Origin of the sequence: Stecheria intestinalis, assembly GCF_009696165.1 — a bacterium.
Taxonomy (GTDB): Bacteria; Bacillota_I; Bacilli_A; order Erysipelotrichales; family Erysipelotrichaceae; genus Bulleidia; species Bulleidia intestinalis.
This window is the reverse complement of the sequence record NZ_VUMN01000004.1, coordinates 79,293-105,195: the sequence shown is the minus strand read 5'-3', so window position 1 is coordinate 105,195 and position 25,903 is coordinate 79,293. Positions and strand designations below refer to the sequence as shown.

The 25,903-nt window shown below is 51.7% G+C and carries 25 protein-coding genes; 3 read left to right on the top strand and 22 right to left on the bottom strand.

Annotated features, from left to right (window positions below; genetic code table 11):
* Position 1: 1 nt before the first annotated feature.
* The 14 genes from FYJ51_RS03180 to FYJ51_RS03115 form a co-directional block, all read right to left on the bottom strand.
* Positions 2 to 2,785, bottom strand: coding sequence for an FAD-dependent oxidoreductase (locus FYJ51_RS03180; RefSeq protein ID WP_154503094.1), 2,784 nt, complete (start codon positions 2,783 to 2,785; stop codon positions 2 to 4).
* Positions 2,782 to 3,456 carry a hydrogenase nickel incorporation protein HypB gene (hypB, locus tag FYJ51_RS03175; protein ID WP_154503092.1) on the bottom strand — a complete coding sequence of 225 codons (675 nt, stop codon included), beginning with the start codon at positions 3,454 to 3,456 and terminating at the stop codon, positions 2,782 to 2,784. Before hypB (FYJ51_RS03175) ends, FYJ51_RS03180 begins: the two co-directional genes overlap by 4 nt.
* Entirely contained in the window at positions 3,443 to 4,126 is a 684-nt protein-coding gene (gene hypB, locus FYJ51_RS03170) for a hydrogenase nickel incorporation protein HypB (RefSeq protein ID WP_154503090.1), read from the bottom strand. Before hypB (FYJ51_RS03170) ends, hypB (FYJ51_RS03175) begins: the two co-directional genes overlap by 14 nt.
* 189 nt (positions 4,127 to 4,315) lie before the next feature.
* Positions 4,316 to 4,939 (bottom strand): V-type ATP synthase subunit D, encoded by a 624-nt coding sequence (locus tag FYJ51_RS03165; protein ID WP_154503088.1) that lies wholly within the window; start codon positions 4,937 to 4,939, stop codon positions 4,316 to 4,318.
* Positions 4,936 to 6,357, bottom strand: coding sequence for a V-type ATP synthase subunit B (locus FYJ51_RS03160; protein ID WP_105304544.1), 1,422 nt, complete (start codon positions 6,355 to 6,357; stop codon positions 4,936 to 4,938). Before FYJ51_RS03160 ends, FYJ51_RS03165 begins: the two co-directional genes overlap by 4 nt.
* Positions 6,358 to 6,373: 16 nt before the next feature.
* Positions 6,374 to 8,125, bottom strand: coding sequence for a V-type ATP synthase subunit A (locus tag FYJ51_RS03155; protein ID WP_105304545.1), 1,752 nt, complete (start codon positions 8,123 to 8,125; stop codon positions 6,374 to 6,376).
* Complete coding sequence (locus FYJ51_RS03150) at positions 8,122 to 8,727, bottom strand: V-type ATP synthase subunit E family protein (RefSeq protein WP_154503086.1); 606 nt, start codon at positions 8,725 to 8,727, stop codon at positions 8,122 to 8,124. Before FYJ51_RS03150 ends, FYJ51_RS03155 begins: the two co-directional genes overlap by 4 nt.
* A 13-nt stretch (positions 8,728 to 8,740) precedes the next feature.
* Positions 8,741 to 9,049 (bottom strand): V-type ATP synthase subunit F, encoded by a 309-nt coding sequence (locus FYJ51_RS03145; RefSeq protein WP_105304547.1) that lies wholly within the window; start codon positions 9,047 to 9,049, stop codon positions 8,741 to 8,743.
* A gap of 3 nt (positions 9,050 to 9,052) precedes the next feature.
* Positions 9,053 to 9,481, bottom strand: coding sequence for an ATP synthase subunit C (locus FYJ51_RS03140; protein ID WP_154503084.1), 429 nt, complete (start codon positions 9,479 to 9,481; stop codon positions 9,053 to 9,055).
* A 51-nt stretch (positions 9,482 to 9,532) separates the two neighbouring features.
* The gene (locus FYJ51_RS13990) at positions 9,533 to 10,528 is read right to left on the bottom strand and encodes a V-type ATP synthase subunit I (protein ID WP_456243031.1); all 996 of its coding nucleotides are present in this window, start codon (positions 10,526 to 10,528) and stop codon (positions 9,533 to 9,535) included.
* A gap of 836 nt (positions 10,529 to 11,364) precedes the next feature.
* Positions 11,365 to 12,396: a V-type ATPase subunit gene (locus FYJ51_RS03130; RefSeq protein ID WP_154503080.1), complete on the bottom strand. Its 1,032-nt coding sequence runs from the start codon at positions 12,394 to 12,396 to the stop codon at positions 11,365 to 11,367.
* A complete protein-coding gene (locus FYJ51_RS03125) occupies positions 12,393 to 12,716 on the bottom strand; it encodes a type 2 periplasmic-binding domain-containing protein (RefSeq protein WP_105304551.1) in 324 nt (107 codons plus the stop codon). Before FYJ51_RS03125 ends, FYJ51_RS03130 begins: the two co-directional genes overlap by 4 nt.
* A gap of 314 nt (positions 12,717 to 13,030) precedes the next feature.
* The gene (locus FYJ51_RS13685) at positions 13,031 to 15,820 is read right to left on the bottom strand and encodes a heavy metal translocating P-type ATPase (protein ID WP_154503078.1); all 2,790 of its coding nucleotides are present in this window, start codon (positions 15,818 to 15,820) and stop codon (positions 13,031 to 13,033) included.
* A 33-nt stretch (positions 15,821 to 15,853) separates the two neighbouring features.
* A complete protein-coding gene (locus FYJ51_RS03115; protein WP_105304553.1) occupies positions 15,854 to 16,165 on the bottom strand; it encodes a metal-sensing transcriptional repressor in 312 nt (103 codons plus the stop codon).
* 429 nt (positions 16,166 to 16,594) lie between these two features.
* Between FYJ51_RS03115 and FYJ51_RS03110 the strand changes: the two genes are divergently transcribed.
* On the top strand, positions 16,595 to 17,476 hold the full coding sequence (locus tag FYJ51_RS03110) for a DMT family transporter (protein WP_205946146.1): 882 nt from the start codon (positions 16,595 to 16,597) through the stop codon (positions 17,474 to 17,476).
* Here the strand turns inward: FYJ51_RS03110 and FYJ51_RS03105 are convergent.
* The 6 genes from FYJ51_RS03105 to FYJ51_RS03080 all read right to left on the bottom strand — a co-directional run bounded on the left by FYJ51_RS03105 (position 17,467) and on the right by FYJ51_RS03080 (position 23,792).
* On the bottom strand, positions 17,467 to 18,834 hold the full coding sequence (locus tag FYJ51_RS03105; RefSeq protein ID WP_154503072.1) for an MATE family efflux transporter: 1,368 nt from the start codon (positions 18,832 to 18,834) through the stop codon (positions 17,467 to 17,469). The genes FYJ51_RS03110 and FYJ51_RS03105 overlap by 10 nt on opposite strands.
* A complete protein-coding gene (locus tag FYJ51_RS03100) occupies positions 18,831 to 19,394 on the bottom strand; it encodes a chromate transporter (RefSeq protein ID WP_105304556.1) in 564 nt (187 codons plus the stop codon). The genes FYJ51_RS03105 and FYJ51_RS03100 overlap by 4 nt, the downstream gene beginning before the upstream one ends.
* Positions 19,391 to 19,957: a chromate transporter gene (locus FYJ51_RS03095; RefSeq protein WP_154503069.1), complete on the bottom strand. Its 567-nt coding sequence runs from the start codon at positions 19,955 to 19,957 to the stop codon at positions 19,391 to 19,393. The genes FYJ51_RS03100 and FYJ51_RS03095 overlap by 4 nt, the downstream gene beginning before the upstream one ends.
* 301 nt (positions 19,958 to 20,258) lie before the next feature.
* Positions 20,259 to 21,551: an ABC transporter substrate-binding protein gene (locus tag FYJ51_RS03090; RefSeq protein ID WP_205946145.1), complete on the bottom strand. Its 1,293-nt coding sequence runs from the start codon at positions 21,549 to 21,551 to the stop codon at positions 20,259 to 20,261.
* Positions 21,535 to 23,007: a GGDEF domain-containing protein gene (locus FYJ51_RS03085; protein WP_154503063.1), complete on the bottom strand. Its 1,473-nt coding sequence runs from the start codon at positions 23,005 to 23,007 to the stop codon at positions 21,535 to 21,537. The genes FYJ51_RS03090 and FYJ51_RS03085 overlap by 17 nt, the downstream gene beginning before the upstream one ends.
* Before the next feature lie 56 nt (positions 23,008 to 23,063).
* Positions 23,064 to 23,792 (bottom strand): C39 family peptidase, encoded by a 729-nt coding sequence (locus FYJ51_RS03080; RefSeq protein ID WP_154503060.1) that lies wholly within the window; start codon positions 23,790 to 23,792, stop codon positions 23,064 to 23,066.
* A 131-nt stretch (positions 23,793 to 23,923) separates the two neighbouring features.
* Between FYJ51_RS03080 and FYJ51_RS03075 the strand changes: the two genes are divergently transcribed.
* The gene (locus tag FYJ51_RS03075; RefSeq protein ID WP_105304562.1) at positions 23,924 to 24,283 is read left to right on the top strand and encodes an HNH endonuclease signature motif containing protein; all 360 of its coding nucleotides are present in this window, start codon (positions 23,924 to 23,926) and stop codon (positions 24,281 to 24,283) included.
* Positions 24,284 to 24,287: 4 nt separating this feature from the next.
* Here the strand turns inward: FYJ51_RS03075 and FYJ51_RS03070 are convergent, their stop codons facing one another.
* A complete protein-coding gene (locus FYJ51_RS03070; RefSeq protein ID WP_105304563.1) occupies positions 24,288 to 24,602 on the bottom strand; it encodes a type II toxin-antitoxin system RelE/ParE family toxin in 315 nt (104 codons plus the stop codon).
* Positions 24,589 to 24,855 carry a type II toxin-antitoxin system Phd/YefM family antitoxin gene (locus FYJ51_RS03065; protein ID WP_105304564.1) on the bottom strand — a complete coding sequence of 89 codons (267 nt, stop codon included), beginning with the start codon at positions 24,853 to 24,855 and terminating at the stop codon, positions 24,589 to 24,591. Before FYJ51_RS03065 ends, FYJ51_RS03070 begins: the two co-directional genes overlap by 14 nt.
* Positions 24,856 to 25,133: 278 nt before the next feature.
* On the opposite strand from FYJ51_RS03065, the gene FYJ51_RS03060 reads away from it, so the two are divergent.
* Positions 25,134 to 25,823 carry a DNA-methyltransferase gene (locus FYJ51_RS03060; protein ID WP_154503057.1) on the top strand — a complete coding sequence of 230 codons (690 nt, stop codon included), beginning with the start codon at positions 25,134 to 25,136 and terminating at the stop codon, positions 25,821 to 25,823.
* Positions 25,824 to 25,903 lie beyond the last annotated feature (80 nt).

Sequence of the window (25,903 nt, the reverse complement as noted above, 5' to 3'; positions counted from 1 at the left end):
TTCATGCATCTTTCTTCTTGCCGAACAGAATCTTCATCTCGCGCTTTGCCGCATACGGCGCAATCGCCTTGAACTTGTCTTCTGCTTTGTACATCTTCGACGCATCCGGCAGATCTCTGCTCAGATGAATCGCATCGAACTCACATCTCGTCGTGCAGAGACCGCATCCGATGCAGCGATTCAGATCCACGGTCGTAGCGCCGCAGCCAAGGCATCTCTTCGCCTCTGCCTGCACCTGCTCTTCCGTGAACGGCAGACGCTCGTCATGGAACGTTCCTTCCAGTTCCTTCACCTTGCCCGGAACCTGACGCTTCGCATTGTCGTAGGATTCGATGACGATGTCTTCCTTGTTCAGTTCGATGAACTTTCTCAGATCTCTTGCGATCGTCTGAGACTGACCCGGATGGACATGACGGTGCATGGACTCGCATGCCATCTTTCCAGCCGCAATCGCATCAATTGCGAACTTCGGACCGCTGTATACGTCGCCGCCGGTAAAGATATCCGGATCTGCGGTCTGATACGTAACCGGATCCGCGATGATGCCGCCGTTTCTTCTCGTCTCTACCTTCGTTCCCTTCAGCAGATCTCCGAGCACCACCGACTGGCCGATGCTCATTAAGACATTGCTGCAGGAAATCGTGATCGTCTCGTTCTCGTCGTACTGCGGATTGAACCTGCCGGTCTCATCCTTGACGCGCGTGCACTTCTTGAACACGATGCCGGTCACCTTGCCGTTCTCAGTGAGAACTTCCTTAGGTCCCCAGCCATTGCGGATCTCAATGCCTTCGCCCTTGGCTTCCGCAACCTCATCCGGTGCAGCCGGCATCTCCAGCGCACCTTCCAGGCATACCATCGTTACTTTGCCATCCGTGACACGTACTGCAGTACGGGCGACGTCGACGGCGACGTTGCCTCCGCCTACGACCACGACGTCACCGCTAAGGCGGCTGCCCTGACCCTGATTCTCTTTTCTGAGGAATTCGACACCGGTCTGAACGCCTTCTGCGTCTTCACCCGGAACACCGGCCTTTCTGCCGCCCTGGCAGCCGATGGCAAGATAGAATGCCTTGTAGCCTTCTGCCTTCAATTCCGGAATCGTCGTATCTTTTCCGACTTCGACGCCCGTACGGAATTCAACGCCCATCTTCTTCAGCACGTCGATTTCCGCAGCGATGACGTCCTTCTCCAGACGGAAGCTCGGAATGCCGTTCATCAGCATTCCTCCGAGATTCTGCTCCTTCTCGAAGACGGTCACGTCATAGCCTCTCGTGCGCAGATAATATGCACAGGACAGACCTGCAGGACCAGCACCGATGACCGCCATCTTGTAGTCAGGACCCCACATGCCGCCATCATCCTTCTCGCAGATCGGGATGTAGCGATTCTCTTCCTTGAGTTCCTGAGCAGCGATGAACTTCTTGATCTCATCGATTGCGATGGGCTGATCGATCGTTCCGCGGGTGCATTCGTCTTCGCAGCGGCGGTTGCAGATCGCACCGCATACTGCCGGGAACGGATTGTCCTGCTTGATGAGCTTCAGGGCATCCAGATATCTTCCCTCGCCTGCCATATGCACGTAGCCCTGGACCGCAAGGTGTGCAGGACATGCCGTCTTGCACGGTGCAGTACCGGTCTCGTAGCAATTGATCTTCGCATCTTCGCGGTAATGCGGATTCCAGTTATCTGCCGTCCACTTTGTCTCATCCGGAAGCTTGGTTGTCGGATACGTCATCTCTCCGTGCTTCGTGCAGAGCTTCTGGCCAAGCTTGGCAGCCCCGACCGGGCATACCTCGACGCACTTGCCGCAGGCTACGCACTTATCTTTCTGAACATGGGCACGATAAGCGGAACGGCTCATATTCGGCGTGTTGTACAGCTGCGACGTACGGATGGCGTTGCAGACGCCAGGAGCGCAGTTGCAGATGCCGACGATCTTATCTTCGCCGTCGATATTCGTAATCTGATGCACGAAGCCATGCCGTTCAGAACGCTTGAAGATCTCCATCGCTTCGTCGTAAGTGATGTAGCGTCCGGTGCCGCGGTCCACGCAGTATTCTGCCAGATCGCCGACGCCGACGCAGAACTCGCCGTTGATCTCACCGGAACCTTCACCGCGCATCGCCTGCTGTTTGCGGCATGTGCACTGACCGACGGAATACTTGTCATACTTATTCAGCCAGTGGCTCAGATGTTCTACCGAGACACTCTCGCTGCAGGATTCAATCGCCTTCTCTACCGGCAGCACATGCATGCCGATGCCGGCGCCGCCCATCGGTACCATCGGCGTGACGCCTTCCAGCGGCATCTGGGTCATCAGGTTGAAGAACGTCGCCAGATTCGGATGCTGTTCGGTCAGCGGATCCTGCATCATCATGAACTCTGCAGATCCCGGAACGAATACCGGCACATCATACTGCAGATGCTTATCCGCATTCTCACGGTTCTGCTCGAGCACGCCGATCCAGATCAGATGATCGATCATCTTCTGAGTCTCTTCCACAGACATATGATTCATCTGGGCAAGCTGTTCGACATCGTAGTTCACCCTGGTCTTCTTGAAACTCAGCAGGAACTTCGCTTCTTCCTTGGTCAGCACTTCATCCAGAGCCCAGTATTCCGGATCGTCGGTGCTCATCGTATGCGTCAGCTTCACCGCATAGCGATCCGTAATCATCTCGCCGAGTCTCTTGATAACCTTTTCTTTCTCCTTGTCCGGCGCTACATAGTTCGGATCCTGCTTGTAGTCCCGTTCATTCGTCAGACGATTCTTCTGTTCCTTCATTTCCCGTTCTCCTTCTCCTGCCTGATTTCTTTCTCTGCTTCCCGCAGCCAGTTCTCCCAGTCCTTCATGCCTTCTCCGGTCTTCGCACTGACCGGGAAGATCTGAATCTCCGGATTCAGATGCTTCACCCTCTCGGCACACTTCTCCAGCGAGAAGGTGAAGAATCCCATCGTATCGATCTTCGTCACCACAAGCACATCGCTCTTCTGAAACATCAGAGGATACTTCAGCGGCTTGTCGTCTCCTTCCGGAACTGACAGAATCATGACATTCTTCTGCGCTCCGGTATCAAACTCAGCCGGGCAGATCAGATTGCCGACATTCTCCAGGAATGCCAGATCCACATCTTCCAGGCCCATCTCATCCAGGCCTCTCTTCGTCATGCCGGCATCCATATGGCACATGCCGTCGGTATGAACCTGAATCGACTTCGCACCAGCCGCTTCCATCCGTTCCGCATCGACTGCAGAATCAATATCTGCTTCCAGCACTGCGATTCTCTGATCCTTCATATCCGCCACCGTTCTCTTTAACAGCGTCGTCTTTCCCGAACCCGGCGAAGACATCAGATTGATCAGCAGCACTCCTTTTCCATTCAGTTCTTCCCGGAGCGCATCCGCATCTCTGTCATTGGAAGCCGTGACGCTTTCCTTTAACTCAATGATCTTCATGTCCAGCCTCCTCAATTCTGCTTCTCAGCCATTCGATCCATGCCCCGAAGCCTGTTCCGGTCAGCGAAGAAACCGGCAGAATCGCAATGTCCGGATTCAGCTTCTTCGCGCGCTCTTCCAGCGCTTCCATGTCGAAGTCGAATACTTCCATGGCATCGATCTTATTCACTAAGAGACAATCGCTGACCGTGAACATCAGCGGATACTTCAGCGGCTTGTCATCTCCCTCCGGTACCGACAGGATCATCACTCTCACATCCGCACCGACATCAAACTCCGCCGGACATACCAGATTCCCGACATTCTCCAGGAAAACGAGATCAAGTCCGTCCAGACCCATCTCCTCTAATCCCCGTTCTGTCATATCCGCATCCATATGGCAGCTGCCGCCGGTATGAAGCTGAATCACCTTCACGCCTTCTGCAGCGATCGTTCTCGCATCCACATCCGAGTCCACATCCGCTTCCATGACACCGATCTTATAATCGTTCTTCAGTTCCCGGATCGTCCGTACCAGGGTGGTCGTTTTTCCAGCTCCCGGCGAAGACATCAGATTCACCAGGAATACATGATGCTGCTTCAGCGACTCCCGTACTTTCGCTGCTTCCTTCGCGTTATCTGCCTGAACCCGTTCTTTTGTCTCAAAGACCTCAAAAGCCCGCTCTGTCATATACCCCCCTCCGATTGTGCAGCAAATTCACAAGACAGGATTATCATACACGAGAAACCACTGTGGAAACCACACATTTTTTAATAGTTTCCGAACAATCTTCCGTTTTCTGGTTAAACCACATGAAAATAATGACTGATTTTCTGAAAAGAAGGCAGAGAAAAACGTCTGCCTATCCAGCAGACGTCCTCATGCCTGTGCTTCGTTCTTCGAAGCCTTGATGACTTTCATACGGGAGAATTCTTCCCGCTCTTTCTCTTCGAGCTGATCCGAGATCTCGCGGATCTGCGATTCATATCTCGGAATGACGATATTCTTCAGCGCATTTGCCCGTTTCTGCGTCTTCGAGATGGCATCGGCCAGACGGTAGACGCTGCTGTCTACTTCTGCCAGCACCATCGTCAGCTCCTTGACCTTCTGAAACTGAAGATAGGCTTCATCAATCCGGGAGTTCGTGGATTCCAGTCCATACGGAATCTTCACTTCTTCCGGCTTCTGCCAGATGACATGCGGCACTTCAACACCCATGACCGAGCGATACGTCATCTGAATGCTGTCTTCTACCGGAATCTCATCCAGCACGCTGCCCAGCTGGCCGGTATACAGGTTTGCCTGCTCCAGCAGGTAATAGGCAAGCTTGTAAGCCTCTGAGATCTGATCGCGGACGAGTCTGACCTGATCGGCCTGCTTCATCATCTCGCTGATCAGAATATTCCGTTTGCGGTCCATCAGCTCATAGCCGCTCTGCGACAGCTTCAGCGCTCTCTTCAGGCGGATCAGGTTTCCTTTGGTAGCCGCAATCTGCGTGCTCATTTCTGCTCTCCCTGCAAGACAAGCTTAATCGTCTCCTCTGCATGTTCCGGATGATAGTTCTCCTTGATCAACTGCGGATCCAGACGATCCAGAGCAGCCTCCGGAAGCGTGGAAAGAAGAGCCCAGCCCAGATTCAGGGTCTCCTGCATCGAGCGATTCGTATGGAAACCCTGGCCGATGAAGATCTGCTCAAATCTGCGGCCGAACTTCATATACTGCTGGTCCATCTCGGACAGTTCATCTTCGCCGATGACGGAAGCCAGCGAACGCGCATCCTGCACCTTTGCATAGCATGCAAACAGCTGGTTAGCAACATCCTGGTGATCTTTTCTCGTATAGCCTTCGCCGATGCCGTCTTTCATCAGACGGGACAGAGAAGACAGCACGCCGATCGGCGGCATGATGCCGTTCATGAACAGATCACGGTCCAGAACAATCTGACCTTCGGTGATATAGCCGGTTAAGTCAGGTACCGGATGGGTAATGTCATCATTCGGCATCGTCAGAATCGGCAGCTGGGTCACGGAACCCTTGCCGCCCTTGACGATTCCGGCTCTTTCATACAGAGAAGCAAGATCCGAATACAGATAGCCAGGATATCCTTTTCTGGAAGGAATCTCTCCGTTGGAAGAAGAAAATTCACGCACCGCCTCGCAGTACGCCGTCATATCGGTCAGAATGACAAGCACATTCATGCCGCATTCATAGGCCAGATATTCAGCAGCCGTCAATGCACAGCGCGGGGTCAGAATACGCTCGATGATCGGGTCATCCGAAAGGTTGACATACATCGCAACCTTCTCCATGACACCCGTCTCTTCAAACGAACGGCGGAACATGTCCGCAACATCATTCTTGACACCCATCGTGCCGAACACGATGCAGAAGTTGCCGGCATCTTCGCCCGTCAGCTTTGCCTGACGAACGATCTGCACAGCCAGCTGATCATGCGGCAGACCAGAGCCCGAGAAGATCGGAAGCTTCTGGCCGCGGATCAGCGTATTCAGACCATCGATAGCAGAAATGCCAGTCTGGATATAGTTGCGCGGATATTCTCTGGAAACCGGATTCAGCGGTCTGCCGTTGACATCTGCAAACTTGCTTGCATACACCGGTCCCATGCCGTCAATCGGCTCGCCGATGCCATTGAATGTACGGCCGAGGATTTCTTTCGACAGCCCGAGTTCCATCGGATGTCCGAGCAGTCTGGTCTTGGTATTCGTCAGCGAGAGGCCATCCGTGCCCTGGAACACCTGGATCACGGCTCTCTCTCCTTCAATCATCGTGACTCTTCCGGTTCTGACAGATCCATCTTCCAGGGTCAGTTCCACCATCTCTTCATTGGAAACCCCGCTCACATGATCCAGGGCAACCAGTGAGCCCTCGATCCGATCGAGTCCGAGATATTTCAAGCTCATTTCAGGTCCTCCCTTTCTACAGAATCGAATTCAGTGCCTCATCGATCTTCGCATCATAGGAATCGAGAAGCGCAATGTTGCTGTTGGGTACATCATATTTCATCTTGATGACGGTTTCGAAGATGCCGGTCTTCGCAATCAGAGAGACCGGGATCTTCTTCGCAACCTTATCCTGGCAGGCTCTTCTGAGATACGAAATCACTTTCAGCATCTTGTACTGCTTGGCAAGCGGGACCGACGCATCATCCGGGTGGAACGCATTCTGCTGCAGATAGCCGACTCGCACGACTCTGGCAATTTCGAGCGTCAGTTTCTGATCTTCCGGGAGCACATCCGAGCCGATCAGCTTGACGACTTCCATCAGCGTATCTTCCTGATGCAGGATTTCCCGCATCTCTGCTCTTAAGCTCATGAAGTCACGAGCCACATTCTGACCATAGTAATGGGCCAGATCATCTGCATAATCCGAAGAACTCTCATTCCAGTTCACAGCCGGATAATGGCGCGCATAGGCCAATGACTTATCGAGTGCCCAGAAGCATCTCACGAACCGTCTTGTATTCTGCGTGACCGGCTCCGAGAAATCACCGCCCTGCGGCGATACGGCACCGATCAGAGTGACGCTTCCTTTCGCTCCGGACAGCGTATCCGCATAACCAGCCCGCTCATAGAACTGCGCGATTCTCGAAGGCAGATAAGCCGGAAATCCTTCTTCTGCAGGCATCTCTTCCAGACGTCCTGAGATCTCTCTCAGCGCTTCTGCCCAGCGGGACGTGGAGTCTGCCATCAGTGCCACATGGTATCCCATATCACGATAGTATTCGGCAATCGTGACACCGGTATAGATGGACGCCTCACGAGCAGCCACCGGCATGTTCGACGTATTTGCAATGAGTACCGTACGATCCAGCAGGGAATTGCCGGTCTTCGGATCTTTCAGTTCGCTGAATTCCTCGAGGACCTGGGTCATCTCGTTACCGCGCTCTCCGCAGCCGACGTAGATGATGATATCGGCATCGCAGAACTTCGCGATCGAGTGCTGCAGCATCGTCTTGCCAGCACCGAATCCGCCCGGAATCGCAGCCGATCCGCCCTTGGCAATCGGGAACATCGTATCGAGTACTCGCTGACCTGTGATCAGCGGAATCGTGAGCGGTTCTCTGGCCTTGATCGGACGCGGCACACGCACCGGCCACTTCTGAGCCAGGGTGACCGGAATCTCTTCGCCAGTCTCTTCGTTCTTCACTTTCAGCAGAACATCATTCACCGTATATGAACCATCTGGTACTGCTTCAGTGATCGTTCCGCTCACATGAACCGGAATCATCGAGCGATGCTCAATGACAGGCGTTTCCTGGCAGGTCGCAAAGATCTCGCCGCCATTGACCGTATCGCCCTGCTTCAGGACCATATGAACGTCCCATTTCTTCTCTTCATCAAGAGATGGAACACTCTTTCCTTCGGAAATGAATGCACCCTGCTGCTCATGAATCTTCTCGAGCGGCCGTTCGATGCCATCATAGATATTTCTCAGCATGCCAGGGCCGAGCAGTGCATTCAGCAGCGAACCGGTACCCTTGACTTCCTCGCCCGGCATCAGGCCGGTCGTGGATTCATAAACCTGGATCGTCGTCACCTCGTCATTGATCCGGATGACTTCGCCAAGCAGCTGCTTTGTTCCGACGTAGACCATTTCCCGCATGGAGAAGGAATTGGTATTGCGGACCGTGACAACTGGTCCGTTGATGGAATAGATGACATCGCTCATGCCTGTTCCTCGCTTTCATCCAGATTGAATCCGGAATGTTCACGGAACCACTGCTCGGCATCCTGAAGTCTGTCCTTCAGCATGCAGGTGTATTCCATGCGTGCATCCGCATCCACATACTGGAAGCCGCCGATCGGCATATAGACAGCCTTCAGCGGATTGGCAAGGCCTTCTTCTTCCAGAATCTTCTTCATCAGCGCTTCATCCTGCACGCGGACCACGAAATATCCGGACGGCGTCGTCTTCAGCTGTTTCACATTCTTCCGGAGATATTCTTCGTAAGCAGGCGTCTTCGTGAATGCTTTCAGATCGCTGCGCACTTCATCAAACAGCTCCGAAACCAGCTGCTGACGCAGCTCAAGAAGCTGTTTTCTGGTATTCATTCTGTCGGTCGAGCTCTTGGTAGCCGCATACTGCCTCAGATCCTGCAGCTCCCCTTCCAGATACGTCTCGTTCTCTTTTTCAAGACCCTTCCGGAAGAACTCGATCTGATCTTCCTGCATCGCCTTCGTCTCCGCATTGACACGCTCTTCGACCAGATCTGCATTGGCCGACACGTCTGCCTTGATGGCCTCCAGGATTTTCTTCTCTTCTTCTTCCATGAACTACCTCTTCTTACAACTTGATGCCAATGGCCTCGCTGATGCTGCGGTTGATCGACTCGCCGATCTCACCGCTGCCATCGCGGTCCGGAATCTCGACAATCAGCGGCTTTGCGAGATTCATCTTGTAATCCGATACCACATCGCTGCATAAGGAGATCACTCCAGTCGTCATCAGAATCATCGCGATGTCTGGTTCCTGAATCAGCTCTTTCAGCCGTTTCAGCACTGCATCGCGGCTGGAAATGACTTCTCCCTCAAAACCGGCAAGCCGCATGCCGGTCACGGTATCCGTACTGTCACTGATGACGTAAGCCTTCATAGCTCAGAGATTGTTCAGGATCAGAATGGAAATCAGCAGTCCGTAAATTGCAATACCTTCACCAAGCGCAACGAAGATGATTGCTTTACCGAAGTTATCAGGATTCTCGGAAATAGCACCGAGAGCAGCCGGAGCAGCCTTCGCAACTGCCCATGCAGCACCAAGCGAAGAAGCAGCGACAGCTAATGCAGCAGACAGGAAGCCCATTGACTTCGACGGATCCACAGCAGCACCATCTTCAGCGAGAACCGTGAACTGATGCATCTGGAAAATCATCATGACAGCGAATACCCCAGCAAAGATCGAGATCTGAGCAAGCATCTTCGTCTTGGCATTCTTCGCGGAAATCTTTCCGCTGAAGATCAGCGCAATCGGTCCGACAATCAGTACAACGGCAATGAGAGGCAGAATCATTTCTTTCAGTGTAAGCATAAGTTTTCTCCTTTATTTTTCCGGATATTCCGGTCTATCTTTCTTAATTGTTCAGTCAGCCTGAAGAGCCTTGAAGCGGACACCGCCGCCGGTATAGTACCGGCTGAACATCTCATAATATTCCAGACGCAGTGTCTGAATGCCGACGATCAGGCCCTCAAGAATCATGACAAACGCGTTGCCGATGATCAGCACCACCGGACCTGCATTTCCTGTCATCTTCACCAGGGTCATGACAACCAGCATCATGCCGGCATGCGACAGCACGAAACCGCCGACACGCAGATAAGACATCGAGTTCGTGACAAAGGACAAGAGAATCTCGATCATCTCGAAGATCGACTGCGTCACATAGCCGCCCCAGCCCTCTTTCGGCTTCATCGCTTTATGTTCCACCGCATTCGTGAACGGTTCCTTCATGACGAAGCAGATGACCGGAAGCACGAAGCAGATGATGATATACAGCGGATTCTTCGCAATATTCACGCCATTGAGCTGGCTGTATACAATCGCAAACATGATCGAGCCATAGAACACAAGACCCGCTACGCCATTCTGCGAGAACAGCACTTCGCCGTATTTCTTCTTCTTGGCATTATTTGCAATATTGATCATCTGCGTGATCATGATCAGCACCGCACCGATCGCAATCGCCGAGATCAGCAGGAACATCGTATTCGAGTTCGCCATGACATCAAACAGCTTCTCCCGAACATGGAACAGCTTCTGATGAATCGGATTCAGCGCATCTTCATATCCGAACAGCGAACCGAACAGGAATCCGAAGATCGTTGAAGTGATGCCCACTCTGCCGATGACTCCGAACAGCTTGCCCTTCTTCTCGAACGCAAAGCCGATCACCATCAGCGCCAGGCCCTGACCCATATCTCCGAACATGATGCCGAACAGAAGACAGTATGTCAGCGCCATGAAGAAGGTCGGATCGAAGTCTCCGTACTGCGGCAGGGAATACATCTCAACGAACAGTTCGAATGGTCTTGCAAACCAGTTATTCCTGAGTACCGTAGGGCATTTGCACTGCGGCATTTCCGAAGGCTCCTTGAACCGGAAGTCCACCGGCATTCCGGTAAACACATTCTGGAATTTCTGCTGCTGATCCGCCTGGATGAAGCCGGAGACAATCATCTTGGAATCGAGCACCGCGACATCCGGATACATCGAGCAGACTCCATCTTCCTGTTCGCAGTATGCATACACATCATTGATCCGCTCGCGGTATTCCTCCATCAGCCGATGGACATCAACGGCTGGAATNTCAATCGGCTCGAAGTACAGATCCTGGAAGATCTTCCTGACTTTCTGCGCATAGGAATCAGAAGTCACGTATACCATCCAGATGTACTGATCCGTGGCATGGCAGCGATGATGCACGAAGTTCTCCTGCCCGTACATGGACAGCTTCGGGAAGCTGTCAGCCGGCAGTCTTCCGAATCCGAAGTTCAGATATCTGCATGCATGAATCCGCTCGAACCCGCACTTGCTCAGTTCCTTCAGCGCCGCTTCATCATCCGGAGTCAGCAGCACCTCGCTCGAATCTGAATTGATTCCGAACTTGTCTGTGATCTCTGCGATGAACGCCTCAATCTCTTCTTTTGTATATGCCTTGGACGGGGCGGCATTCTCCTTGATCTCGCAGCCGATGCTGTGGGCAAGATTGCGGATCGTCTGCCGGTAGCCGGAATAAGGATTGTCCTCATTGAGCAGCTGGCCGCCGTTGTCTTCCGTCACGATCTCTGATGCACTGACCGGATGCAGAAGACCGCAGGTTCTTGTCTTCATCAGCATCTCATCGAGATGTTCCCGATCCGTGCAGGCACTGACGAATTTCATTGGTACAATTGCCATTGTGCCGAACTCCTTTCCTAATACACCAGCATCGGTTTCATGTGATCAATGCCGATGCCATATGATACGCCTTCGATGATATTCACCACATTCTGGATCTCGATGCGCGACAGCAGCAGATAGCTCAGAAGAACCAGCTTAGGCTCCGTGCTCAGCTCCATGAAGTGATAATTCATGTGATAGCGAATCATCCCGGTATAATGCTCAATGCTCGTGAACTTCACATTCTTCACATACCGGTGATACTTCTTCTGCAGTTTCTCAATGACCTGCTCAGCCGTGCTCGAACTGATCAGATCTTCCATCTCCCGGTCATTGAACAGATTCGTCGTATGCGTGACTAGCGGCCGGATCTGATCAGGCGGGGCATGGAAATATTTCTTCAGACGGTAGATCAGCGCGATATTATCCAGTTCGATCCGCGCCTTCACAATCTCCATCATGTCATTTCCAGCCCGCCCGTAGCCGGAAACAACCTCCATGACAGTCTCGTAGTAGTTCAGCCTCAGCTCATGCTCAAGACCGATGTAATTGATCTGGGCCATGTCTTTCGTCTCGTACTTCCGCACGATCCGCTCATATCTGGTTCCTTTCAGAACCTTGATCAGATCGCTGAAGTTCGTGACTTCAGGAAGCTTCTTCACATCGAAGGAGAGGTAATGGCCGATATAGATCGGCATGTCCGCAATCATCGAGCTGCGGGCTTCGCTGTCCTTCTGCGTGAACCAGCGGATACTGCTGAGAATCAGATCGATCTCTTCCGTCTCCACGGCGGCATAGATGAATCTGCCGTAATCACCTTCGCTGTATCTCAGAAGCTTCTGCAGTCTCCGGTACACATCCATCCGCACCAATGTTTCCAGCTGTCCGGCATGGACTGCTTTCTCATTGACCCCTGCAAGTGCTTCCGAAAATACCGATCCCCGCTTCAGCGCCCCGGCAATCTCTGCCACGCTCTTCTTCTGCATCAGCGCGAGATAATCCGGTTCCTTCATGCGCTCCCCGAACATTGCCCTGGCCTTTGCGGCCATTGCCATATCAGAGCTCATTCACCCTCCCCGGACAGGATCCGTTCTACCAGTTCTTTTCTCCATCGTTCTTTATTCCCGGCAAAGGACGAACGGAGCTTTTCCGATTCCCGGTCGAAGTAAGCCTTGCTGGCTTCTTCATCCTTCCGGATCTTCTCATCCAGTTCCTTCCTGGTCGCCTCTACCTGGGCATTGACTGCCGCCCTGGATTCCTCGGTCAGCCGTTTCTTCTCAGCCTCGATTTCCTGCTTCATGCGGAACCGCTTTTCGTGAAGGTCAGCAATGCGTTTCCTTGTCTCTTCATCATCGCTGATCAGATCCTGAATCGCTTCAATTTCCATAAGTTCTTCCCTGCTTCTTTTCTTAAGCGTTCAAATTATATTCCTTTTTCTGCCAAACTCAATTCTTCGGATGCGTGATATCCCTGCACAATCCATGAATTTTCATGATTTCTTCTGAAGGAAGCGTTTCCAGAAGAACTGAGTACTGCTTTTTCAGCCTCCATAGCGGAATCGATATCGATGCCCGAATGCCATCCTAGATCTCAGCCTGCTTCCGATCAGCATTCTTCTGCAAAAGAAAAAGCTGCAGCGGCAAGGGGCAGTTCTATCACTTCCCCTCGTCCGCAGCAGCCCTGATCATCTGTTCTTCCTGTTCAGGCAGCAGTCACGCCAGTGACCTTGTAATCCTTGTCTTCGACTGCCTTCTTCAGAACCGCGTCATCTACATCCTTGCTCAGTTCTACCACTGCTGTCTTCGCATTATGATCTGCCTTGGCAGAAACCACTCCATCAACGCTTTCCAGTGCCTTCTGAACCGTTGCCTCGCAATGCTGACACATCATGCCTTCTACATTCAGAATCTTCTTCATCGTTCTATTCTCCTCCTTGTTTTCTTCCAGACGAATGAATTGATAGTCCTGTTCTTCTACTGCTTTCTTTACTTCTGCTTCCGAAACCGGTTCTGAAACCTGCATCACTGCCGTTCCCTTCACATGGTCAGCCTTGACGGAAATGACCCCGGGAAGGCTTCCGAGCGCCTTCTGAATCCGGTTCTCGCAATGCTCGCACATCATGCCGCTGATCACTGCAGTCTCAGTACTGACTGCTGCAGGTTCTGCTGCTTCAGGTGAAGCTTCTTCCGTTTCCGCAAGGGCACGATGTTTCAGAGGCCGATCCTTTGAAGCATCATGCATACGGAACAGATTCAGTCTCAGCGCGTTCATGCATACGGTGAAGCTCGATAAGGACATTGCTGCTGCTCCGATCATCGGATTCATCTTCCAGCTGAATAATCCAGCCGCCAGCGGAATGCAGATCGCGTTATAAAAGAATGCCCAGAACAGATTCTCATGAATATTGCGCAAGGTTGCCCGGCTCAGGCGGACCGCCGCAGCCACATCGCTCAGCCGGCTGTTCATCAGCACGATATCTGCCGAATCGATGGCGACATCCGTTCCTGCTCCGATGGCGATTCCGGTATCAGCAGCGGTGAGAGCAGGCGCGTCATTGATGCCATCGCCGACCATCGCTACCTTGCCGCGCTTCTGAAGCTTGCGGATCACCGCCTCCTTGCCATCCGGCAATACTCCGGCAATGACCCGATCCACCCCGGCCTGTTTTCCGATTGCCTGGGCAGTGCGGGCATTATCGCCCGTTAGCATGACGACCTCAATGCCCATATTCTGCAATTGCCTTACCGCGTCTGCGGAGTCTTCCTTGATGGTATCTGCAACCGCAATGATGCCAGCCAGCCTGCCATCCTCTTCAAAGAAGAGCGGCGTTTTTCCTTCATTCGCCAGTTCATCAGACTTCTGAAGCAGCTCTTCAGGAACCTCCACCAGAGAACTGATGAACTTCCTGCTGCCGCCATGAATGACCTTGCCATTCCATACCGCACTGAGCCCATTGCCAGGCAGAGCCTTGAAGTCTGTGACCTCTTCTGCCTTCATGGAACGCTTCTCAGCTTCTTCAACAATTGCTTTCGCAAGCGGATGCTCAGACTTCTGTTCCAGAGAATCTGCCAGCTTCAGCAGCTCTTCCTCACTTCTTCCATATGGCAATAGATCCGTGACAACCGGCTGACCGCTCGTGATCGTGCCCGTCTTATCCAGGGCAGCAATCTGCACCTTGCCAGCCTCTTCAAGCGACTCGGAGGTCTTGAACAGAACCCCGTTCTTCGCTCCTAAGCCATTGCCTACCATGATCGCAACCGGGGTTGCAAGTCCTAATGCACAAGGGCAGGAAATCACAAGCACGGAAATTCCTCTTGCCAAGGCAAACGCAAGCGACTGACCTGCAATCAGCCATCCGACCGTCGTGATAGCCGCAATGACGATGACGGCCGGAACAAACACTCCGGATACCCGATCGGCAATCTTCGCAATCGGCGCCTTGGTGGCTGCCGCATCGCTCACCATCCGGATGATCTGAGAAAGCGTCGTATCCTCGCCGACTCTGGTCGCCCGGCAGCGGATGAAGCCGCTCTGATTGATCGTAGCAGCAGAGACCGCATCTCCTTCTGATTTATCTACGGGAATGCTTTCGCCCGTCAGAGCAGATTCATTCACTGCACTGGTTCCCTCTTCAATCACGCCATCTACCGGAATGCTTTCGCCAGGACGGACCACGAAGATATCCCCTGTCCGCACCTCATCAATTCCGACGGTTTCTTCTCTGCCATTCCGGATCACATTCGCGGTCTTCGGAGCCAGCTTCATCAGGCTCTTCAGTGCATCCGTCGTTCTGCCCTTGGACATTGCCTCAAGCATCTTGCCGACCGTGATCAGTGCTGGAATCATCGCAGCACTCTCGAAATAGAGCTCATTGTGATACATGGACATCAGATCCATGTTCGAAACTCCATTCGTCACCGCCGCCGTCATCTGATAGAGCACCACCAGAGACCAGCCGAAGCTCACGGAAGAACCAAGCGCCACCAGCGTGTCCATATTCGGTGCACCCTCAATCAGCGAACGGAACCCGCTCGTGAAGAACTTCCGGTTGATCATCATCACCACTAACGCCAGCAGCATCTGCGTAAGCGCCAGTCCGAGATGGTTATGCACGAGGAACGAAGGCAGCGGCCAGTTCCACATGTTATGCCCCATCGTGATATACATCAGCAGCACCAGGAAGATCACGGAATACTTCAGCCGCTTCTTCAGCTTCGGCGTCTCCCGGTCTTTCAGCGCATCTTCTTCTGCCGCAAGCCGGCTGCTTGCACTCTTCTTCGCAGCAGCTTCTTCTCCTTTCAGAGCAGCACCGTATCCGGCATGCTCAACTGCCTGGATAATCGCTTTTTCATCTGCAGTTCCTTCTACTCCCATCGAATTGGTCAGAAGGGATACCGAGCATGAAGTCACCCCCGGCACCTTTGAGACTGCTTTCTCTACCCGAGCCTGGCACGCTGCACAGCTCATGCCTGTCACAACAAACTGTTCCATATTGCTGAACCTTGCCTCTTTTCCAATTGCTGATCACTTCATCAGCTTCTGCACTACTTTCACGAATTCATCAATGGACTCCGTCTTGCCTTCCTTCAGGTCTTCCGCCACGCAGCCCCTGATGTGCTCTGCCATGAGCACCTTGTTGAAACTGTTCAGAGCACTCGTCACCGCTGATACCTGAATCAGGATATCCGGACAGTAGAGATCATCCTCGACCATCTTCTCAATGCCGCGGATCTGTCCTTCTGCCCGCTTCAGCCGTACCATCAGATCCTTCTTCGTTTCTTCAGATCTCATCGTATGCCTTGCACAGGCAGGACATGTTTCCTTTTCTTCTTCCATTGTTTCCTCCGCATACCCCATTGGGGTATTGCACTTTTGTTATATACCGGGGCAGGGTATCTGTCAACCCTTCTGCAGCTCTTTTTTTCTCGACATCGCCAGGGAAATAGATTAGATAACTCTAACCAAAAATTCCGCATGTTTTTCGCATTTTCTTATTGCAAAGCAAAAAATACATGGTATGATATCACCAGTTAGTTAAATCTAACCTTCAGAAACAGACAACCAGATCTCAGTATTCACTCCTTCACCTGATTGTTCTCCTGTACTGAGATCTCACCCCTTCCATTTGTCTGGATTCTCTGATGACAGGCATCTCGCACAATGCCTGGAGTGTATGAAAAGAATCGCAGTTCTTCCCGTCTGCGATTCTTTTTCTTTTCTGATTGCGCGTATATAATGCTTGAGCAAGTCGGAGGGAAAGCGCATATGTATCTGCTTTATGCATTCGGAATCGGAGCACTGGTTGCCTTTCAGGTTCTGTTCAACGGAAGTCTCGGAAATGCAATCGGCGTCTATAATGAGGCAATGATCGTCCATGCGGTAGGAGTGTTCTTCGCATGGCTTTTCCTGAAAGCGTCTCATAAGAAGCTGGTGCTGGACCGTTCGCTTCCCTTCTGGGCTTATCTTGGCGGATGCATCGGCGTTCTGACGGTAATCTTCCAGGCTCTGGCCTTCGGAAGGATTTCGATGATCAGCATCTCTTCCCTTACCCTGCTCGGCGGAACTCTGGCTTCTCTGTTTCTGGATAGTTTCGGTCTCATGGGCATGGAGAAAAGGCCCTTCAACCGTTCCACACTGATCGGCTTTGCCTTTTCCATCGCAGGCATTCTGGTCATGATGGATTTCAATGAGAAATCCTCAGTCATTCCGGTAATCCTGTCCCTGACCGCCGGAGTCGTCATTGTCGTTTCCAGAACGATCAATGCCGTCCTGAGCAATTCAATCGGTGCGCTGCAGGGATCTTTCATCAATCATCTGGCAGGTCTGCCGATCACGATCGTACTTGCTTTTCTGCTTGACGGGCTGAACCTGCAGCAGGCAAGTCTTCTGTTTTCCGCTCCGGTGTGGACTTACTTCGGCGGTGCCATCGGTGTTGTCGCCATTGCCTGCAATAATGTCGTCGTTCCGAAGATCAGCGCCTTTCACTTCACATTGCTTTCTTTCCTAGGCCAGATGGCAACTTCCATTCTGATTGATCTTGCCTTCGGAACTGCAGCCAACATACGTTCCGTATACGGCGGTCTGCTGATTGCAGCCGGCATGATCCTGAATATGCTGCTGAGCAGGAAGAAAGAAGCTCAGGCCTGAATCTGATTCAGAATTTTCGGAAACAGGCGCATGCAGATGCACGTGCAGACAATTGCAGCACTCGCATCCGCAAATGACTCGGCTAGATACACGCCATTATAAGCAGGCGTGATGAAGTGAGGGAGGATATATGCCAGCGGAACCAGCAGGAATACCTTTCTCAGAAACGCAATAAACAGCGAAGTCTTCGGCTGATTCAGCGCCACCAGCAGATTCTGGCAGGCTCTCTGCAGGCCGAAGATGCAGAAGCCGCTCATGAATAACGGCATTGCCTTCTTCACCGCAGCGATCAGGGCCGGATCATTCGTGAACATGCCTGCTTCCATCTCGGGGAAGAACACCATCCACAGCACCATTGCCAGATTGAACAGGAAGGAAACTGCAAGAAGAATCCGGAACCCTTCTTTCACACGATCTGTCTTTCCATTTCCGTAGTTGTAGCTCAATACCGGAATGCACCCCTGGCCGAATCCCTGCAGAGGAATGCTGATGAACTGCATGCCCGACTGCATGATCGTCAGCGCACTGACAAAGATATCTCCGCCATAGCGGGAAAGTTGTCCATTCAGCACAAACCCGATGAGCGCCTCCGTGCTGCCCATGACAAATGGAGAAATTCCAAGGGCAGTCATTTTCCTGATGACTCCCGTATCCAGCCGAAAATGCTTCAGGCTCAGCCGGATGGCGGCCTCTTTCTTCGTCAGAAACTTCAGCACGATCCATGCACTGACTGCCTGCGACGCAACCGTTGCAGCTGCCGCTCCAGCGATTCCCATTTCAAGAGAAAACATCAGAATCGGATCCAGCACGATATTGATCACTGCCCCGATAATGACAGAAAGCATCGCAACCCGCGGATATCCCTGGCTGCTGATGAACGGATTCAGACCGACAGAAACCATCACAAAGAACGTGCCAAGCAGATAGATGCTGAGGTACTGGTGCGCATAAGGAAGCGTTCCTTCGCTTGCCCCGCAGGCTTTCAGAAACGGGTCCATGGTCCCGTAGAACAGAACCATCAGCACCGCCGAAAACACAATCAATAGAAACATGCCATGATTCAGAATCGCTTCCGCTTCCTCTTTCCTGCCTTTTCCGAGGGCAATCGAGCAGAGTGGAGCACCTCCTCCGCCAGGAATATTGGCAAACGAAGAAATCAGAATGATGATCGTATTGCAGAGACCGACTCCGGCAAGGGCTGCCGTGCCGACCTCAGGCAGATGGCCGATATAGATCCGATCCACAATGCTGTACAGCAGATTCACGAGCTGTGCTGCCACCATCGGCATTGCCATCCTAAACAGCAGCCTGGCCATCTTCTCGGATCCGAATTCTTCATACCGCTCCTGCCTGCTCATGAAACAAGTCCTCCATATCCGGCGATGATTCCGATCACAGCACCGATCAGAATCACCGGAATCGGACTCACTTTCTTCTTCCGGATCAGATAAACGCTTAATCCGAAGATCCCCGCAGACAGCAGAAACGAATCCAGCTTCAGCGAAGAATCCGGAAAGAACACCGTCTTTCCGACTGAGATCAGCGCAGCTCCGATCAGCCCGACCACCGCCGGCCTCAGCCCTGCCATCACGCCCTGCACTGCAGTGCTTTTCCGGAATGCTTCATAGGACTTCGCAACGATCAGAATAATCAGAAACGAAGGCGTGACCACCCCAAGCGTCGCACAGACAGCACCGGCAATACCACCCGTCACCGTTCCGATATACGTGGAGACATTGACTGCAAAAGAACCAGGCGTCGATTCACTGACCGCGATGAAATTGACCAGTTCATCCAAGCTCATCCACTGATGTGCCATGACCTCCTGCTCCACCATCGGCAGCATTGCATAGCCGCCTCCGAAGGTGAATGCACCGATCCGGAAAAACGTCAGAAACAGATCCAGATAAAGATTCATGCCTGCTCCTTTCTCCGGACAAGATGCGTATAAGCAAGCCCGATACATGCAGCACATACAATCACAATCAGCACATTCCCGTCAAATACCGCAACCGCCAGAAACGCAGCCGCCATCACGAGGTATTCCATCTTTCCTTTCGGACACGCACGATACATCGAAAGAAGCGCCTGAAGAATCAGCGCAAGCACTGCCGCACGGATTCCGAAGAACGCATACCTGACTGCCAGAAGCTGCTCAAACTGCTTCAGCACAAATGAAATCACATAGATAATGACAAAAGAAGGAAGCACCACCCCGGCCGTAGCCGCCAGACTTCCTCTGATTCCCGCAACCTTATATCCGATAAACGTCGCACTGTTAATCGCAATCGGTCCTGGTGTAGATTCTGCAATCGCCACAACATCCAGAATATCTTCCTCGCTGATCCAATGATGCTCGAAGACGGTCTCCTGCTTGATCAGTTCGATCATGGCATAACCGCCCCCGAACGTGAACGCACCGATCTTGAAGAAGGTTCTGAATAGCTCCAGTGTCTGATCTCTATTTTCCCGTTTCTGCATACCCGACCATTGTATCACCCGGTCTGCCAGACAAAACGGATGATTCCATTCCTCTGGTCTTCGTCTGATCTGCAATTCCTTCTGTGAAAGTACAAGAATCTGCACCAAAGCTCCAGAGGTAAAAAAAGACTTGCATAGAATCTCTCTGCAGATCGAAGTTCAATGCTCAGCATTCTGCTTGCCGATCTCCTGAACCATAAGGCATTTCAGATCCTTCATCGCGGATGAGTTCATGAAGTCTGAAGCTGCCCTCTTTTCCTGCACCTTCAATGATGAAGAAATGCCGATTCATCAGCATTGATCAGGATTGGGATGCCTGAGACCACCTCTCTGCCAGTTCCTCTGCAGCAGCGTTCAGGTCTTCCTTCCCATACCGGTATTTTGCACATATATCCCGGAAAGACTTGATGACAGCTTCATTCTCCAGCACAGGATTCATGAACTGAAGGCTGTTCAGATTCTCAATGATCTCATTGCCTGCCTGAGCAGAATAGCCATCGTGAAGCTCGGACTCAGAAAGTGCAGCCCGGGCATCCGCAGAAACCGGAACCCCTCTTTCCATGCCCGTCAGCCGGGCCATATCCGGATCATTCAGCAGAAAATCGAGCAGTTCTGCTGCCTCTTCGGGATGAGCCGTATCTGCCTTGATTGCAAACATCGTCGCAGGCTTCACATACCAGCCGGAATGATCTGCATCATCCAATCTGAGCGGACTGCCCATCGTTACGCGATAGCCATTCTTCTCCAGCCCGCCGCAATAGCGATCTGCATCGCTTGCCCAGAATGCCGCACCAGCAGTCTTTCCATTCTGGAAGTCATCGGAATCATTCTCTTCCATCGGTTTGATCACATGCCGATCAACCAGTTCTTCATAAAAGGAAAGAAAGGCCTCTGCGCAATTCGTCCCTCCGATATAGGTTCCGTCCTCCGCAAATGCATGTGCTCTATTTTTCTGCTCGTAATATGCATTGATCGTCAGAAAGAGATGCTTCTCGTTGATATACAGAGGATAGATTCCATCCGGATACATCACTTCAGCAGCCTTCTCCAGATCCTCCCAGGTCTTCGGCACCTCAAGCCCGTAATGATCCAGAATATCCTGGTTATAATAGAAAACCACCGCATTGTACGCAGTCGGCAAGGCATTCAGATGCCCATTCACCATGCCGCTCTTCTTCTCTTCTTCCGTGAAGGCAGAAAGATCAATCCAGCTGCTGAGATCATTGAGATCATAATATCCCGTTCCATCCGGAGAATACTCCTGCAGCCAGTTGTAATTCACCAGCATCACATCCGGCTCGGTCCCCGACATCATATAGATCCGATACCGTCTTTCATAGCCAGACCACACACTGTACTGACTGGAAACAGAAATATCAGGATGCTTCTGCTCAAACAGATCGACTCCCTGCAGCGTATACACATGACGCTCATCATTGCCCCACCAGCCAAGAGAGATCTTCGTGCTGTCATCATACTGGCTGACAATCTTTCTGGAAGACTGACTCAGGTCCGAATCATAAACCTGCAGAATTGTCATTGCGGCAATCACTGAAACAATCAGAATATCGACCCATTTATTCTGCTTCTTCATCTGCCGCCTCCGATTCATCTCTGCCCCGGCCGTTCCGCTTGCCATGGTAAAGCAGCGCATCCGCCCTTCTGTTCAGCTTCTGAAAAGAAGTATCCTGCTCTTCCGCAATCACAGTACCGCTCGAAAATGATACTTTCATATCTCCGGACCGGAACTTCGTTTCTGACAGCTCCTCATGCATTGCCTGAAGCTTCTCTGTGATAATCCTGCGGACTTCTTCTCTGCCTGAATTCGTCTCTGCAAAAATACCGAACTCATCGCCTCCGAGCCTCCCGGCAATATACTGTCCCTCTGGAAAGTACTTCCGGATGATTCCTGCAAATGCAATCAGCACCTCATCACCAGCACTGTGCCCATAGGTATCATTGATCTCTTTGAACCGGTCCAGATCGATAATCGTATAAGAATACACAGATCCTTTCTTCTGATGCGCCAGTTTCCCGCCAGCATCCTGTTCGAATTCCGTCTTGTTGTAAAGACCTGTCATGAGATCGTGTTCTGCTCTCTCCTGAAGCGTTTCCACAATTCCGGCAGCCGAAAGGTTCATCGCCCTTGCCTGCCGCAGCTCCAGCCACAGCAGCAATCCAATCATTGCCAGCACATAGACAAGAGAATCCCGGCTTGCCGCTTCATTTTCGCGATTGATGAAGTCATACGACATGGTGCACACAATCCGCCATCCATTTGCGCACATATTGCTGGTCACCAGCATATCTTTTGTGGAAGCCGAGCCATTTGAGACCTCTCCGAGAGTCTTGATGATTTCTTCCGGCAGCTGTTCCCCGATCCTGCTCTCGTCATTGGCATAGAGAATATGGTTCTCTTCATCCACGAGCGTGACATTCATTCCATTCAGCTCTTCCGGAATCACAAAATACTGCTTCAGTTCCAGCGAAAAGAATGAAATCATGATGATCGCCTGTTCGTTGTATCGCTTCAGATAATACAGATGATCTGTATTTCCATTCAGGCCGAACACCCAGGCATAATCCCCATTTCCGGCATTCAGAATCGAATCGAAGTCTGCATACATCTGCTTGTCGGAATACATTGCCCTCGTTACCTTGGAAAGCCAGCCGATCCGGTCATCGTTGCGATAGACGACGCTGAAGTCCGTATAATTATCCAGGATGCCGAGATCATTGATCCGGTCCGTCATATCCGAGGTGATTTCCTGCTTCTCATACGGATCCATGTTCTCATCACCAGGATCGAATGTGTAATACCCCTCTTCCGAATAAAGCAGCGAAGCAGCCTTCTCAACCTTGCTCAGATAGGAATTCAGATTCATCTCCATCTGCTGATTATGTGCCGCAATCAGCTGAGAAGCTGTCTTCTTCACGAGAACATCAGACTGCCAGTTCAGAATCACCGTAAGAAAAAAGGAGAGAAACAGAAAAAATACTGTCGACAGCAGCAAAGTCCTAACCTGTATTTTCCGGAATTTCTCCTCCATGATTTCCTGTTACCCCTGAATCAGATGGTTTCCTGAGACTTCATCTGAAATGATCCTTACTGAATCGCCGTGATTGACGTTCCGCTCATGCAGTCAACCGACTCAAAGGAACGCCCATTCCAGAGCGAACTGACATCCTTGCTGTAACAGCCGCTGATCGGATCATAAACTGTGGTTCTGCCATTATTGTAGCCAGTCGCAACCACCGCATGCGTGCTGCTTCCGTAATAGATATGGCAGGCAACACTCGCACCTCCCTGAAGAGCCGACACGAAGGAATCATAGTCATAGATCCCCCATGCCCCGAGGCCCGCATAAGCAGCGATATCATACCAGCAAAGATCAGTTCCGCCATGACCATAGTAATTATTGAAGTTTCCGGTTCCATACAGATACCAGCCAAGATCTGTCGGAGAGATATAAATCCCGTAACCGGAAAGCAGAATGGACCCAGCCGTAGGCACGCAGCCATTGCCCTTCATCGTTCCGACCCCGATCTGCACATCCGGATTGCTGTACTGCCCATACCAGGTCATGCTGCGAGGCTCTGTCACATAAGAATAGCTATCTTCCGCAGAAGGATACGTATCAGCCGGAGAGCCATTGACATAATAGCTGCAATAACCCCCATCCGGATGATTCCAGTCCACAACCCATCCGCAGTCATCACCCTCTGCTTTTACGGTGATCACTCCGGAAATTCTGCCCATGAACAGCCAGTCTGCCAGGACCGCCATCGCTGCCACCAGGAAAACGCGCAATAACCAGCCATGATATCTCTTCATCTCTACCCCCGCGAAAGCTTCCAACAACTTTCCCGAATATCATACCTCGTATGCGCTTCCAAGGGAACCAGATATCTGACCGGATTTCCAGGATTTTTACGTGGGAGAAATCAGGAACGGAGGTGACGGACATGCCATACAAACCGAAGGTTCCGTGCAGGCATCCCTGCTGTCCGAACCTCGTGCCCGCCGGACAGAAGTACTGTGAGGAACACAAAGCTTTGCATCCGGAAGAGAGCCGTTCGGCTGCGACGAAAGGATACGGTGCGAGATGGAGACTGGAGAGTAAGAAGTTCCTGGCACTTCATCCACTCTGCGAGGAGTGCCTGAAGGAAGGAAAAGCAACACCGGCGACGGTTGTGGACCATATCGTTCCACACCAAGGAGACCCGAAGCTCTTCTGGGATCGTTCGAACTGGCAGGCACTGTATAAGAGATGCCACGATAAGAAGACCAGACGGGATGACTCCCATCCGGTATACCATTATTAAGCGATCAATCGCTGAGCAGTTTATCCAGATCTCTCTTGGAATACAGAACGCGGCGTACCTCCATGGTGTCATCGATGACAACATAGAATACAGAAAAGTTTCTGACCCTGATTCTGTAATAGGGGTGTGGTCGTTTTTTTGACGAAGGATACGGAGCAAACGACAACGGCGCTTCCAGGCGCTTGTATATTGCAGATTCGATATCGTCAACCAGATGATCTGCGGCGCTGGGGTTCTGAAGATCAGTTGAGATGTAGTCCACGATCTCATTCAGATCCTCTTCAAAAAGGAGAAGAAATGACAGCTTATACTTTTTCACGGATGCGGCTCCTTACTCTGGTGAAGACTTCATCTGCGGAGTATCGTTCGTCCGATTTCGCTGCTGCTGCATCGGCTTCATCGAGCTTGCGTTCTGTGTCGTCAGTGAGTGCGGAGTACTGTTCGATACTTAAAAGAACCATGGTGCCATAGCCGTTCTTTGTGAGAAAGACAGGTTCATTTGATTCAATGACAGTTTTTTCAAGCTCCGGGAACTTGTTTCTGAGGTCGGAGACAGGGCGAATGTTGATCATAGTGGTTCCTCCTTTACTATCATATTATTATCATAATTATATCATGTTCACGAAAAGCAAGAGGGGAGGTCAAAATACTGAAAGACGTTTCTGCAGAAGACCGGCGCTCCCTCTTGCGTTGATTTCCACGAAATTGATACCCCGGGGTCGGAGGCCTTTGGGCGGCATCCCCGGAAACGTACATATCGTGTGAAAAAGCCTCGTAGAATACGGATTTATTTGAAAAACTGATAGCTTTTACAGGCAGTGCTGGAGCAAGAGCCGCCACTGCTTTTTTCATGCCCGGAAGTCCTTTGTTTCTAAGGCCTCGGGAATTTCTGCGGACAGGAGAACAGTATGGAAGACATCGAAAGAAAGCAGGATCTTTCCTTGCTCCCCGAATCCTGTGCGAAGCGGTTCTGTCCGGAGTGTGGGAAGTGCCGCTCAAAGGGAATCGGCGAGGCAGCCCAGGGTGTTTCTGCAGTAACCGCTGCCGCTGGGCATTCTCGGATGCAGGCTTCTACCTTTCCGGCTGCTGCATCTGGAAAAGGAACGCTCTGGTTCTGGGACGCTCTCCCTACCAGTGGCAGCATGAACCGTGCCTGTTTGGCTGGAAGAAGGATGGAAGGCATGAGTGGTACTCGGACCGGAAGCAGACCACCATCTGGGAGTACGATCGTCCAAAAGCATCCAAGGATCATCCAACGATGAAGCCGGTGCAGCTGATGACGTATCCAATCCTGAACTCTTCAATGGCAAATGGAATCGTTCTGGATCCCTTCCTCGGATCCGGCTCTACCATGATTGCCTGTGAGCAGACCGACCGGATCTGTCGAGACATTGAGCTGGACCCGAAGTATGTTGACGTCCTCGTGAAAAGATATATCGAACGCGAAGATGAAAAAACGCAAGATGTGTATGTGGTGCGTGATGGTCAGAAGCTCACATTTGAAGAGGCTGCTGTGGATGCCGGACAGGGCGAATCCTGATGAAGACCAAAGATTGCCTGCTGGATTCGTCTGTTTTCTTCAATTCTGAGACCTGATTTTTGTTAAGATTTATGCAGAAA